At 52.0% G+C, this 14,059-nt stretch carries 10 protein-coding genes; 6 read left to right on the top strand and 4 right to left on the bottom strand.

The features are described from left to right. The first annotated feature begins 15 nt into the window (after positions 1-15). The 3 genes from JT719_RS08060 to JT719_RS08050 all read left to right on the top strand — a co-directional run bounded on the left by JT719_RS08060 (position 16) and on the right by JT719_RS08050 (position 2,589). The gene (locus JT719_RS08060) at positions 16-936 is read left to right on the top strand and encodes a M20/M25/M40 family metallo-hydrolase (RefSeq protein WP_207432304.1); all 921 of its coding nucleotides are present in this window, start codon (positions 16-18) and stop codon (positions 934-936) included. Between the two features lie 257 nt (positions 937-1,193). Then, positions 1,194-1,676 carry an RlpA-like double-psi beta-barrel domain-containing protein gene (locus tag JT719_RS08055; RefSeq protein ID WP_207432303.1) on the top strand — a complete coding sequence of 161 codons (483 nt, stop codon included), beginning with the start codon at positions 1,194-1,196 and terminating at the stop codon, positions 1,674-1,676. Between the two features lie 232 nt (positions 1,677-1,908). Continuing rightward, the gene (locus tag JT719_RS08050) at positions 1,909-2,589 is read left to right on the top strand and encodes a porin family protein (RefSeq protein ID WP_242693103.1); all 681 of its coding nucleotides are present in this window, start codon (positions 1,909-1,911) and stop codon (positions 2,587-2,589) included. 73 nt (positions 2,590-2,662) lie between these two features. On the opposite strand, the gene JT719_RS08045 is transcribed toward JT719_RS08050, so the two are convergent. Both JT719_RS08045 and JT719_RS08040 read right to left on the bottom strand, forming a co-directional pair. Next, on the bottom strand, positions 2,663-3,355 hold the full coding sequence (locus JT719_RS08045; protein ID WP_207432302.1) for a ferritin-like domain-containing protein: 693 nt from the start codon (positions 3,353-3,355) through the stop codon (positions 2,663-2,665). 148 nt (positions 3,356-3,503) lie between these two features. Continuing rightward, the gene (locus JT719_RS08040) at positions 3,504-4,055 is read right to left on the bottom strand and encodes a hypothetical protein (RefSeq protein ID WP_207432301.1); all 552 of its coding nucleotides are present in this window, start codon (positions 4,053-4,055) and stop codon (positions 3,504-3,506) included. A gap of 264 nt (positions 4,056-4,319) precedes the next feature. On the opposite strand from JT719_RS08040, the gene JT719_RS08035 reads away from it, so the two are divergent. Next, positions 4,320-6,098, top strand: coding sequence for an aminopeptidase P family protein (locus tag JT719_RS08035; protein WP_207432300.1), 1,779 nt, complete (start codon positions 4,320-4,322; stop codon positions 6,096-6,098). Positions 6,099-6,352: 254 nt separating this feature from the next. Beyond that, entirely contained in the window at positions 6,353-7,444 is a 1,092-nt protein-coding gene (locus JT719_RS08030; protein WP_207432298.1) for a bifunctional transcriptional activator/DNA repair enzyme AdaA, read from the top strand. Positions 7,445-7,545: 101 nt separating this feature from the next. Here the strand turns inward: JT719_RS08030 and JT719_RS08025 are convergent, their stop codons facing one another. Next, on the bottom strand, positions 7,546-9,243 hold the full coding sequence (locus JT719_RS08025) for a M28 family metallopeptidase (protein WP_207432296.1): 1,698 nt from the start codon (positions 9,241-9,243) through the stop codon (positions 7,546-7,548). Between the two features lie 402 nt (positions 9,244-9,645). On the opposite strand from JT719_RS08025, the gene JT719_RS08020 reads away from it, so the two are divergent. Beyond that, positions 9,646-11,730, top strand: coding sequence for a prolyl oligopeptidase family serine peptidase (locus JT719_RS08020; protein WP_207432294.1), 2,085 nt, complete (start codon positions 9,646-9,648; stop codon positions 11,728-11,730). 109 nt (positions 11,731-11,839) lie between these two features. Here the strand turns inward: JT719_RS08020 and JT719_RS08015 are convergent, their stop codons facing one another. Beyond that, complete coding sequence (locus JT719_RS08015; RefSeq protein ID WP_207432293.1) at positions 11,840-13,996, bottom strand: S9 family peptidase; 2,157 nt, start codon at positions 13,994-13,996, stop codon at positions 11,840-11,842. Positions 13,997-14,059 lie beyond the last annotated feature (63 nt).

The raw sequence follows: 14,059 nt of genomic DNA, 5'->3' as shown, positions 1-14,059 counted from the left end.
CCGTACCTTTTCGGCATGAACCGTTATAGTCTTTTGCAGCGCCTTTTTCTGGCATCCGTGAGTGGTTGCCTGCTCAGTTTTTCCTCTTGCGCCCAGCAGGTGTATGAGCCCAACCAGATCCTGAAAGACGTGGAAACTCTGGCCGCCGATTCCCTGGAAGGCCGGTTACCTAACACTCCCGGCCATGCCAAAGCACAGCAATACTTGTTGCAGCGGTTTCAGAGCATAGGCTTACAGCCGGTGGGCGTGCAGTTCCAGCAGCAGTTTACGTTCACGCCCCGTAACAGCACCACGCCTCAGCCTGGCGTAAACCTGGTGGGCATGATACCGGGCAAATCTGAGAAGGTGATTGTGATCACGGCGCACTATGATCACGTGGGCATCCGGAACGGAAAAGTTTATAACGGAGCCGATGACGACGCCTCGGGCATTGGGGCTATTCTGGCCTTGGCTACCCATTTCCAAAAACAGAAACCGCAGCATACCCTAATGTTTGTAGCGTTTGATGCCGAGGAGCAGGGGCTGCAGGGCTCCAAGGCGTTTGTGGCTAACCTGCCCGTTGCCAAAGAGAGAATCCTGCTGAACGTGAACCTGGACATGGTGAGCATCTCTGAAAAGAATGAACTATACGCCGCGGGCACGTACCATAACCCAACCTTCCTGCCTTTGCTGCAACAGGTGAAAGTGCCCCAGGGGCTGAACCTGCGTTTCGGGCATGACCGACCGGAGCAGGGCCATGATGACTGGACCATGCAGTCTGACCACGGAAGCTTCCATAGGGCCAAGATTCCCTTCATCTACTTCGGGGTAGAAGACCACCCGCATTACCACCAGGAGACCGATGAGTTCCGGAATATCCACCAGTCGTTTTACCTCAAAGCGGTGGAAACCATTCAGAAAGCCGTGCAGGTACTGGATAAACAACTACCCGCCTAGTCAGTATAAACCAGGCAGATTCAGGTATTTATTTCAAAATCCGTTTTTGGCTCTTTTCATGAAAATGAGCCAAAAACGGATTTTTCATATTTATTAGGTTCTATGATCCTATTTGCAATAGAAGTTGATCTGGACCCTGCGGAGGCATTCTATATACAAATTTTAAAATTTGCACTTTTTTGACATGTAAAACCCTTTAAAATATAATTCGTTTAAGACCTAGTGCCTAAAACCGATGTTTCACCAACAACGAAAGCATGGTCAAGAATCAAACGTATGGACTTTTACTACTAATTATTCTGCCTTTCCTGAAAGAAATCACAGGATCAACTACGCCGGCTCCAGCCATGCCGGTGTTTGAGCACAGACCCCTCACCGTGAAGGCGCTCCCAACTGTAGCAGAACCGAAGCACATTGATGTGGACGCTTCCGTTTATTTTCCGGTGGAGGAACAAACCGATGAAGATCCCTTCATTACCGCCGATGGCTCCCGCATCAACGAGAAGAATCCCCGCGGACACCGTTGGCTGGCTTTATCCAGAAATTTATTGTCGCGTTGGGGAGGCCAGATTGAGTACGGCGACTCCGTAAAAGTGGAAGGGATCTCTCCGCAGCTAGACGGCATCTATATTGTGAGAGATGCCATGCACCACCGCATCCGCAACCGGGTAGATATCCTGGTAGGGCCCAATGATAAAATCATGGGGTATTGGGAGGATGTGAAGCTTACCAAATTATAAAAACCACTTATTTAAAGTTTGAAGAAGGCCTCCCCTTACGCAAAGGAGAGGCTTTTTTGTGTACCATAGGTATTGTTAAGTGAATTTTATTTAACTGATAGCCAATTAGTTAATGAGTGATTGTTGTCTTTTTGATCACCTTCTAATCCAGCTTGCTCAGATTTTGGCACGGTTTTTCCATTTAGCCAAGCACAAGCCCCGATAAGGGCGGCTAAATAGAAAAACAAGCGTCATGAAAAAGATCATACTAATGATGGTAGTTCTGCTGGCAGGACTCCTCAATGAAGGGTTCGCCCAAACTGGTAGCGGCGTTAGATTTGGGATTAAAGGTGGCTACAGCGTTACCGGCTGGCAGGGCGAAACGGTAAAGAGCTTCGGTGACCTGTTGGAATATACCAACGGCAACGTGAAAACCAAGATGCGCCAGGGTTTCCATGCCGGGGCGTACCTGAGCATCCCAATGGGCAGCGGTTTTGAGTTTGAGCCTGGGGTACAATACTCACAAAAAGGGATGGTGCTGGAAGGCCGCGTTCCCGGCGATGTAGGAACTTACACCAACGCCAAAATTACGCTTACCAACAAAGCAGAATACATTGATGTGCCTTTGCTGGCCAAAGTATACGTAGGTGAAGGGTTCAACCTGTTTGCCGGTCCGCAGGTTTCTTTCCTGGTTTCCAATAAAGTGAACGTAAATGCCGGAGCTTTTGGCTTCTCTGCTTACAACGATGATTTTGAGTGGCAGAACAGCCAGCGCAAAGTAGATGTAGGAATTTCGGCCGGAGCCGGTTATCAATTCCAGAATGGCCTGAATTTTGGAGGAAGCTATGATATGGGATTGACTACCCTAGATGCCACTGCCGATTATAAATCATACAACCACGGCTTCAAGGCCTCGGTGGGATTCAGGTTCTAAAAAGATTTTAGTTGTAGTGAATGTGTTATAGGATGAGTGAAAAAAAGCGGCGGACATTGTCCGCCGTTTTTTTTTATTGGTTTGCTGTGGAAGCATTCGCTCTGCTGCCCACCCCCTGGCCGTTAGAGCCAAATCTGCCTTTGGTTAGGTTAGACAGGCTGGAAACCAGTTTTTCAGTTGGGATTTTCCTGGTGATAAGCGCATAGATAAGGGCTGCGCTGGCCGCACCCGCTACAATAAACAATGCGGTTCTCAGAGTCTTGTTAGCGGCTGGCGACGCAACGGCGGCTGGCAATCCGCCCGGAGCCGGTTCATAGCCCGCGGCCTCCCGTAACTGATGCAGGTAAGTCAAGACATCAGTGGAGGCTTCGCGCTGGCGCAGAATCACGCCGCGTACTTCGGCGGGTAATTCATGGTCAAGCGCATCGCGGTAGGCTTTCTGCGCCCACTCTTCCCCGTAGATACAAGAGCCCAGAATGGCCTCTTCATTGCTTCCGGTGATGGTGGCTTTGAAATCCATCCATTGGCGGTACAGTTTTCCTTTGGCTGTGGTATCGCGCTCCGGACTGCCGCCGTGCTGCTGGATGATTTGGTTCAGTTCATTGGCGAAGGCCAGGCGCTGCTGCGAAAACCGACGGTAGACATCTTGCCTCAACGTGTCAGTACTTTCTTTTGCCGCACGCTCATAGCCTTCCAGGCCATCATGTACAAATTCGTTCAGTTCCTTCAGAACTTCCACGACTTTTTGTTTTCCGTTAGTTGACATAGGTTCGGTTTTGGGTTATTGTCAACTTTCATGAACGTGAACCAACGGAACAGGTTTAGGAAAAATACTGACCGCGCTATATTGGGGTTTCCCGAGGTGGCGAATTAAGGCTAATTGAGCCAAAACAGATCAAAAACGAAGGCAGAACCTAGGCTACTTCAAACTGCCAAGGCAGGTTGAACGGAAGTTGGCGGCGTTTGCTGCGGCCGTTCAAATCTGTGAGAAAGGTATTGATCTGGTCCTGGAACTCCATATGGTAGTCCTCGTGCAGGTACTTCGTGATGAGCGACATAGTCCGCAGCACCAATCGGGCCGTGGCCACATAAAAGCCTTTGTAAATGCTATCAAACTGGCCGGTGAAGTTCTCGAAGATCAGGCCCAGCAGGTACAGGTGCAGTTCCACCTCGCCTTTGCGGTCTTTGGTGATGCGGTAGTACCGGGCAATCTCCTGCGAGCATTTCTTAAGGGCGCGGTTCAGGGCTTTGCTCAGGCTCCGGCCATTGGCGGTGAACAGGATGTCATGGATGGTTTGGCTGCTGCGTTCAAACAGGGTTTCCAGGGTAACATCGTCCAGCAACTCAAAGGCCAGGGCATCGTACGCCTCAGCGTCTTTGCGCACCAGCCGCAGAATAAGGGCTTCCTTCTCTTTCTCACTTAATTTTTTCAACGCCTGCTTGAAGTCAGCGGAGGGTATGGGCATGCTCTGTTAATTAGGAATTATGAATTGGCAATCAGGAATTGAAGCCGTTGAGAGTACATGAGGCTCAATTCTTTAGCAAAAGTACGGCATTGTTAGCAATTGCGCCACAAAGAGCAAAGCAAGCGGGAATTTTCTGGTAGTAGGGCCAAGGTTGTTACTGCAGGAGCCATGGTGGGCAACGGAAAGGGAGTGCGGTGCCTGTGGGTTTTGGGCCTTACGTTCATAAAATCGTAATTTGGGCCGCAAAATCGAAGATCGACTTCTATGAACCATACAGATAAATTAGACAGTATCCGGCAGCAGATGCAGGCGCAGGGCGTGAGTGCCTATATCATTCCCTCGGCAGATCCGCACATCAGCGAGTACGTGCCAGACCGTTACAAGTGCATTGCCTTCGCCTCAGGCTTTACCGGCTCGGCGGGTACCCTGGTGATCACCCAGGATTTCGCCGGCCTCTGGACCGATGCCCGTTACTTTGAGCAGGCGCAGGAACAGTTGGCCGGATCGGGCTTTGAGCTAGTGAAACTGAAGGTGCAGCACGCGCCGGAGTACATCCAGTGGCTGGCCACAAAATTGCAGAGCGGCGAAACAGTAGCCTTTGACGGCCGGCTGATGTCCTTATCGCTGGCCCAGCTTTTGGAGCAGCAGTTGAAACGCCGCGGCATCCAATTGGCCAGCGACCGTGATTACCTGGATGCTATCTGGGAGAACCGTCCGGCTCTGCCTACCGCTCCGGCGTTTCTGTTGGAGGAGCAGATCACCGGAAAATCAATGGAGGAAAAACTGCAGGAAGTCCGCGCGGCTTTGCAGCAAGCCGGTACCGAGTATCACCTGATTTCCTCCTTGGATGATATTGCCTGGTTGTTCAACGTGCGCGGCTCCGACGTGAAATGCAATCCGGTGGTGCTGAGTTTCGCGCTGATCAGCCAAGACCAAGCCGTGTTGTTCATAGACCAAGCCAAACTGAACCCCGCAGACAAAGCCCGTCTGGAGCGCGCAGGAGTTACACTGCATCCGTATGACACCGTAGGGCAGGCGCTCAGTCAATTGCCCGGAAATTCCTCTATTTACCTGGATCCGAAGCGTACCTGCCAGGCCCTGTTTGAGCAGTTACCCGGAACCGTAAACGTGGTGCAGGATACCAACCCAACTACCGTTTTCAAAGCCTTGAAGAACGAGGTGGAAGTGGCCCATACCCGCACCACCATGGGGAAAGACGGCGTGGCCCTCACCCGGTTTTTCAAGTGGTTGGAGGAAAACATCACGAAAACAGAAATCACCGAGATCTCTGCCGCCGAGAAACTGAGAGAGTTCCGGGCCGAGCAGGAAGGCTTCGTGGGCGAGAGTTTCGATACCATTGCGGGCTACCGCGAGCACGGTGCCTTGCCCCACTACAAAGCCACCCCAGAGAGCGATGTAGTTCTGAAACCCGAGGGCCTGTTCCTGCTGGATTCCGGCGGACAGTACCAGACCGGTACCACCGATATCACCCGCGTCATCTCCCTGGGCAACCTCACACAGGAAGAGAAAACCGATTACACCCTCGTCCTGAAAGGCACCATTGACGGTTCCACCGCCCGTTTCCCCAAAGGAACCCGCGGTTACCAGATAGACGCCATCACCCGCAAACCATTATGGGACCACGCCCGCAACTACGGCCACGGCACCGGTCACGGTGTAGGCTTCTTCCTGAACGTGCACGAGGGACCACACGTTTTCAATGCCACCCCCACGCCAATTGATATTGAACTGGGCATGATCACCTCGGTAGAACCCGGCATTTACCGCTCTGGCCGGTACGGCATCCGGATTGAGAACCTGGTGCTCACCGTGCCTGATGAAACAAATGAGTTCGGGGAGTTCTACACCTTTGAGACGCTCACCCAGTTCCTGATTGATACCGCTCCCGTGAACAAAGACCTGCTGGAGCCGCATCACATCCTATGGCTGAACAACTACAACCAGCAGGTAGTGGAGAAACTCAGCCCGTATTTGAACTCTGAGGAACAGGCCTGGCTCAAAGAAAAAGCAAAGGCAATCTAAACGCAGCTTGATATAGATGAACAAAGGCGGAGACTTTCAGGAGTTTCCGCCTTTGTTGTTTTAGGTCTGTTTCCTGAAAATCAGGAGAAAAACGATAGGTTAGAAATTAAAAAAATAGGTGTCCATTTTCCGGTTGTAAGAGGCGGCGGGAATAGGTTGCTTTGTAAAGAAGATGCGGAAAAAGGCTTGAAAACGCACCTAACGCATCAGAAGAAAAGCGTTATCAACCAGCAGCTATTCTCATTTGTATGGAAATGGAAACCATCACCCCAACCCAAGACGAGATCTTCTACCAAGCCTTGGTGGCCAAGGACGGTTCCTATGAAGGCACCTTCATTGTGGGCGTGAAAACCACCGGTATTTTCTGCCGGCCCACCTGCACGGCCCGCAAACCGAAGCGCGAAAATGTGGAGTTCTTCAAGACCACCCGGGAAGCCATGCAGCACGGGTACCAGCCTTGCAAGGTCTGCTCGCCGCTGGAGAAACTGGGCGAAACGCCCGCGTACATCCGGGAAATCCTGACCGAGATCAACCAGGATCCCTCCCGGAAGTTCAAGGATTGGGACCTGGTGCAGCGGGGCATTGAGCCGAGTAAAATCCGGCGGTGGTTTCTGAAAAACCACGGCATCACGTTCCACGCCTACCAACGCATGGGGCGGCTCAACACGGCGTTCAAGAAAATCAGGGAGGGCGAGGCGGTTACCGCAGCAGCCTTTGACTCCGGGTATGAGTCGCTGAGTGGCTTCACCGATTCGTTTAAATCCATCTTCGGGGTGGCGCCTTCGCTGAGTAAAACCCAACGGATCATCCATCTCACGCGGTTGCAATCGCCCTTGGGGCCCATGTACGCCTGCGCCGTGGAGGAGGGAATCTGCCTGCTGGAGTTCACCGATAGACGGATGCTGGAAACCGAGTTCAAAGCCTTGACCAAACTGCTGAACGGCACCATTGTGCAGGGCGAGCACCCCCATTTTACCTTGCTGAACCAGGAACTGAACGAGTATTTCGCCGGGGAACGGAAGGAGTTCACGGTACCCTTATATGCCCCCGGAACGGATTTCCAGCGCGGAGTGTGGCAGGTGCTGCAGCAGATTCCGTACGGCACTACCCGTTCCTACAAACAGCAGGCTCTGGCGTTAGCGCAACCGGGTGCCGTGCGCGCCGTGGCCAACACCAACGGCATGAACCGCATCGCCATTATAATTCCGTGCCACCGGGTCATCGGTGAAGACGGAAGTTTAACCGGCTACGGCGGCGGACTCTGGCGGAAAAAATGGCTCCTGGATCTGGAACGGGAACACAGCGGGCAACCGGCAAATGCCGGGCAACAAGGCGAGCTTTTCTGATATGGCAGGATTTGAAAACAGCAGCGGCTGGCTCAAAGGTAGAGCCAGCCGCTGCTGTTTTAGGGCTGTTTCGGGGAAAAAAGGCCCAAAACAAACAAATATTATTTCATGTACTGGTCCCGCACGGCCTTGAACTCAGAACCGGCTTTCCATTGCGGCCACTGGTTGGAGAAAGCCAGGCGTTTGCCCACCTGGTACAGCAACTGCAGATCGGCGGCGGCACCGTCCGTTTTGAAAGCGGCGTTCACCTCGTCGTTGGGTTTGTGGTAAACGTTGGCGGTGAAGTTGTCCAAGAGCTTTTTGCCCTCGGCTTTGCCCAGTTGCACGTGGTCAATGCCCATGCCGGTGAACAACGCCGGAATGCCCATCTTCGCGAAGTTGAAGTGGTCTGAGCGGTAGTACAGGCCGGCTTCGGGGTTGGGGTCACGCGCAATGTAGCGGCCCTCTTTCTGCGCTTCCTCAGCTAAAATTTCTTCCAACTCAGACTGCCCTATGCCAATGAGCACGATGTCTTTGGTGGTGCCGTAGGGGTTGAGCATGTCCATGTTGAGGTTGGCCACGGTTTTCTCTTTGGGAAAGGTGGGGTTCTCGGCGTAGAACTGTGAGCCCAACAAACCTTGCTCCTCGGCGGTCACGGAAAGGAATACCACGGTTCTATCGGGTTTCTGTCCTTGCGCCTGGAACGCCTTGGCTACAGCCAACAAACCGGCGGTTCCGCTGGCATTATCGGCGGCGCCGTTGTAGATGCTGTCGTTCTGCTCGTTTTTCTTCCCGATGCCCAGGTGATCCCAGTGCGCCGAGTACACAATGGCTTCCTCGGGTTGTTTGCTTCCGCTGATCTTCGCAATGAAGTTGTAGGATTTGTCATACCGAACTTTGGCTTTGAGGGAGGTGCTCACGGTCAGGCCCAGTGCGTTTCCTTTGAAGCCGGGTTTAGCGGCCCGCTGCAGTTCCGTCTGGAAGTTCTTGCCGGCCGCAGCGAAGAGCTTCTCGGCAACAGGCGTGGTGATCCAGCCTTCCATGGCGCAGCGGTAGGCGTCCTTGCCCTTGGGGTCGAGGTAGAACTTGGAGGTGTTCCAGTTGTTCTGCACCACTTTGAAGCCGTAGCCGGCGGGCTCGGTGGCGTGCACAATGAGGCAGCCCTTGGCTCCCTGGCGGGCGGCTTCCTCCAGTTTGTAGGTCCAGCGGCCATAATACGTCATGGTGCGGCCTTTGAAGAAGGTAGTGTCTGAAGAATAGAACCCAGGATCGCTCACCAGCACCACCACTACTTTGTCTTTCACGTTGAGCCCGGCGTAGTCGTTCCAGTTATATTCCGGTGCCACAATCCCGAACCCGGCAAACACCAGCTCGCTGTCTTTGATGGAGACATTCTCCTCGGGGCGTCTGGCCCAGATCACGTAGTCTTCCAAGCCTTTCAACGTCATGGACTTTTTGCCTTTCACGGTCATGGTCTGAGCAGGGGCAGAGGTGATTTCCACCATGGGCACTTCCTGCAAATAGCTGGTACCGTTACCCGGTTCCAGACCCAGTGCCTTGGCTTCCTGCTCCAGGTACGCGAGGGTTTTCTTCTCGCCGTTGGTGAACGGCTTACGGCCCTCCATGGCATCAGACGCCAGCGCAGTCACATAGGTACGGTAGCTGTCTTCCGTCACCCGCACTTCACGCGCAACCGGTGCCTCCGTTGTAGCGGAAGTAGTATTGTTGACAGCAGCCGTATTCTGCGGACCGGTGGACTGGCAAGCGGAGAAAAGGCCTACACTGAGCGGAATAGCCCAGGAATGAAATCGTTTAAGCATATCTGAATTATTAAAGATCAATCATTAAGCAGAGGTTGTTTTTTACCTGATTTTCTAAAATGAGCTTAAAAATGCTGTTGCGTTTCTTTTGAAGAATCACCTTACTAGCGGTATTCAAAATTAGAAATAATAGGCAGCGTATTCATGCCTGTACGTAGAGATTTCAACAGGCTGCTTGAAAATATTAAGGTTATTTACATTCAGTTAACATCAGCAAGTTTATAAAAATTTTGAATGCATTCTTTTTGAATGGCTTAGAGATATGGTTTACTTTTGGCTTTGTCTTTCCTGCACAGACGCGGAAAACCAAAGGCTCTTTATTAAGATATTAACTTCCCCCTTTCATCCCACCTCTGGAAATAGCATAACATCTCCCAAATTATATTTATCACACATTTTAAAATGAAGCACTTATACGCTTTAGTAGTAACCTTTTTGTGGCTTGGAAACGCCTTTGCCCAGGAATTTGAGTACCCGGTTTCCAGGAAAGTAGAAATCGCTGATACGTATCATGAGAAGTACAAAGTCAAAGATGAGTACCGCTGGCTGGAAGAACTAAACGGACCCGATGTCAATGTTTGGCTGGAGTCCCAGAGAAAGCTTTCCAACAAGTTTCTAACGAAGGTAGAGTTCAAATACAACACCCTGGAAATGCTGAACAAATTTGGGTACACCAGATTTGATTATCCCCAAAAAGCTGGTAAGTATTATTTCCAATACGGGACGTACAACTCCCTGGCAGTACCGGCTCTCTTTTACCAGTCTTCACTCATTGACAATCCCCGTGTGCTGGTAGACCCCAATTATATTTCCAAAAAGGAAAATATCTCTATAGAAGGATATGCGCTCTCCAAAGACTCTGAGTTGCTGGCGTATCAGTTCAGCAGGAACGGTAGTGACTGGGCAGAGGTGCACGTGGTTTCCATGAAAGATGCGGTACAGTTAAAAGACCACCTGGTGAATGTGAAATTCTCCAACCTGGCCTGGAAAGACAATGGTTTCTTCTACTCTACTTTCAAAAGGGAAGATGCCCTGGGGAAAACCCTTGGGCAGAAGGTGTATTACCATAAAGTGGGCACAAGCCAGTCTGAAGACAAACTTATTTTTGAGCGCCAGAACCCCGCCATTGAATTTGATTTCCTCACAACCTCTGATGAACGCTTTTTCATCCTGAAAGAGAAAAACGAGCAGGCAGGAAAAAGAAATATCTTCTACATAGACTATCAGGCTGCTCAACCCACTTTAAAGCCCCTGCTTACCAATCTTACCTATACAGTGAATATTCTGGATGCCCGAAACGGTAAGTTTATTGCCGCCACCGGCGTTGATTCAAATACGGGCAGTGTGGTGGAGATTGACCCGGCTAACCCCTTGAAGTGGAATACTATTTCCCCGGGCTTTTCCAAGGCAGTGTTACTGGATGCCACGCCTTTGCAGGATAAACTCATCACCGTATACCAATCCAATCAAAGACCCATCATCTCTGTGTTTTCCTACGAAGGCAAACCCCTGTATAACCTTGAAATGCCAGTGGGAACATCGGTAGGAGGTTTCAGGGGCGCTGCCCAGGATCAGGAGCTACTGTTTCATTATGGCTCTTACACGCTGCCGCCGGTGGTGTACAATTTCAACGTAGCCAATTTTGAGCGGAAAGTGTTCAGGCAAACTACCATCAACTTCTTAACCGAGGGGATTGAATACAAAGAGGTAGAATTCTCAGGCAAGGACGGGACCAAAATTCCCATGATTCTGGTGTATGAGAAAGGGCTCAAATTGGATGGTAAGAACCCGGTCATTCTGGAGGCCTATGGAGGATTTGGAGTGATAGAACAACCTTCGTTTGATCCTGGGGTGGTTTATTTTATCAAAAAAGGAGGTGTGTACGCCTTTGCTAACATCAGAGGAGGCGGTGACCTGGGCGCTGATTGGGCAAGACAGGGTAGAGGAGCCAGAAAACAGAATTCCTTTGATGATTTTATTTCAGCAGCCGAATACCTGATTAAAAGCGGGTACACCTCACCCAGTAAATTGGCGATCACCGGTGCCTCTAACGGCGGATTAGTAGTAGCCGCGGCGGCCATCCAGCGACCTGATCTATTCAAAGCGGTGGTACCGGTGGTGGCTCCGCTGGATATGATCCGGTTTGAGAAGTTCACGGTTGGGCACTGGCATACCGATGAGTATGGAACCGTGGCCAACAACGATGGTTTTCTGCGCCTGCAAGGCTACTCTCCTTACCACAACATCAAGGAAGAGGTAAATTATCCAGCCATGCTCATCATGACCTCTGAAAATGATGAGCGGGTGCCTCCTTTCCATTCTTACAAGTTTGCGGCTCGTTTGCAGAGCAGAAAAGCGCAAAAGAACCCAATTCTGCTCAGGGTAACAGCCAACGCCGGACACCAAGGTGGAGTTACCCGGTCCTCAAGGTTTAATGAGAAGGCCGAAAAGTTTGGCTTCATCATGCAGATGTTGGATAGCCAGTAAAAGTTTTTATATAAGAAAACAGCCCTAAAACAGAAGCCCACCTTACTCATGAGGTGGGCTTCTGTTTTAGGGCTGTTTTTCAGAAAGGAAGGCTAAAACGCTCTCTCTTTTACAAATGCTCATCAAAGTACTGCGTCACTTTCTTGTACAGGTGCACGCGGTCTTTGCCCATCACGTTATGCGGGTGGCCCGGGTACACGAAGTAATCCAGCAGAACACCTTCGTCTACGGCTTTCTTGAGGAAGGCCTGGCTGTGTTGCCATACCACCACATCGTCAACGGTGCCGTGGATCATGAGCAGTTTGCCTTTCAGGTTTTTCACGTAGTTGAGCAGGTTGGCTTTTTCGTAGCCCTGCGGGTTTTCCTGGGGCGTGTCCATGTAGCGCTCGGTGTACATGATTTCATAGAGGCGCCAGTCAATGACGGGACCACCGGCGATGCCTACTTTGAACACATCGGGGTGTTTCAGCATTAACGAAGTGGTCATGAAGCCACCGTAGCTCCAGCCGTGTACGCCCAGGCGAGACGCATCTACGTAAGGCAGGCCCTTGAGGTATTCCACGCCTTTCAGTTGGTCGCTTACCTCGGGGGTGCCTACCTGCCGGAAGATGGCCTGCTCAAACGCCCGACCTCTATCGGCCGAGCCGCGGTTGTCCAGGGTGAACACAATGTAGCCTTTCTGGGCCATCAGCTGCATCCAGAGGTTAGAGCCGCCCAGCCAGCTGTTGGTGATCATTTGGGCGTGCGGACCGCCGTACACGTACACCACCACCGGGTATTTCTTTTTCTCATCAAAGTTGGGCGGCGTGATCATGCGGCAGAAAAGATCGGTACCGTCCTCGGCCTTGATGGGAAAAATGGTGGTCTCGCCTAGTTTGTAGTCCAGCAGCGGATTTTGCGCCACCAGCAAGGTTTTGGCCACTTTCCCGGCATCGGTGTCCAGGATGCGGATGGTGCGCGGGGTTACCGGGCTGCTGTAGTTATCAATGAAGTACTGGCTGGTGGGCCCGAAGCTGATGTTGTGCACGCCGCTTCCCTGGGTGAGTCTACCAGTGCGGCCGGTGCTCAGTTCTACGGCATACAAGTGGCGCTCCAGCGGGCTTTCGGCGGTGGAAGTGTAGTACGTTTCGCGGCCGTTTTTGTCAAAACCCACCAAATCCGTCACCACCCACTCGCCTTTGGTCAACTGGCGGATGAGTTGGCCATTGGTGTTGTAGAGGTACAGGTGGTTGAAGCCGTCGCGCTCACTAATCCACACGAATTGGTCAGTTCTGCCCGGCACAAAGTACAGCGGGTGCTCGGGCTCTACCCATTTCTCGTTCTGCTCCTCAAACAAGGTTTTCACGAAGGCACCGGTGGCGGCATCGTACTGGTTCAGCCACATGTGGTTCTGGGCGCGGTTCACCACGGCCAGGTAGATGTGTTTCTCGTCGGGGCTCCAGGTCAGGTTGGTGAGGTACTGCTCGGCGGGCTCGCCGGTCTTCAGGAAGATGGTTTTGCCAGAGGCCACGTTGTACACGCCCACGGTCACGTGGTGGCTTTTGCCGCCCGCCATGGGGTACTTGATGTTGTTGAGTTTGGCGGGCATCTGGTCAATGCTTACCAGCGGGTAATCGGTGACCATGGTCTGGTCCATGCGGTAAAACGCCAGGCTGTTGCCGCTGGGGCTCCAGAACGTACCCTTCGTGATCCCGAACTCAGAGCGGTGGGCCGCCTGTCCGTTCACAATCTCGGGGTTGGTTTCCTGCGTGATGGGCACGTTCTCTTTGCCGGGCTGGGAGATAAACAGGTCCTGCGCTTTGGTATAGGCGGCGCGTTGCTTGTTGGGGGCAAAGTCTACGTTCTCGGCGGCGGCATCCAGTTTGTAAAAAGCTTGACCAGTTTTGGTTTGCACGTTGTAGCGGTACACGGTGCCTTTCTGGTTCAGGAGAACTTCCTGGCCGTTAAGCCACTGCAAACCATTCACGGTGGAAACTTTGCTGGCTCCGGCTTTCTCCAGGGCAGCACTCAGGTCGGTGGCGGTTAAGATGACCTGAGTATTGCCTTTAATGGAGCCGCGCAGAAGCTGGTCGTAGCGGTCACTTACGTAACTGTACTCGTTGGTGCCGGGCACCCAGGTGAGCTGGCGAAGGTTGGCGGGGGTGAGGGAAGGATTCTGGAAAGCATCCTCTACGGTAAGCGTCTTTTGCTGCGCCATTACCGAAAAAGAGCCCAGAAACGAAAGCCAGAGCAGCAGGAGCCCGGCAAGCGGTTGTTTATGCGTCATATCAGGGTACAATGAAAAATTCAGGCCTCAAAACGGAAAAGTAAACCAAATTCAAAGGCCGGT

Source organism: Sabulibacter ruber (assembly GCF_017355955.1).
In the GTDB taxonomy this organism is placed as follows: Bacteria; Bacteroidota; Bacteroidia; order Cytophagales; family Hymenobacteraceae; genus Nibribacter; species Nibribacter ruber_A.
This window is presented reverse-complemented; position numbering and strand designations above follow the sequence as displayed.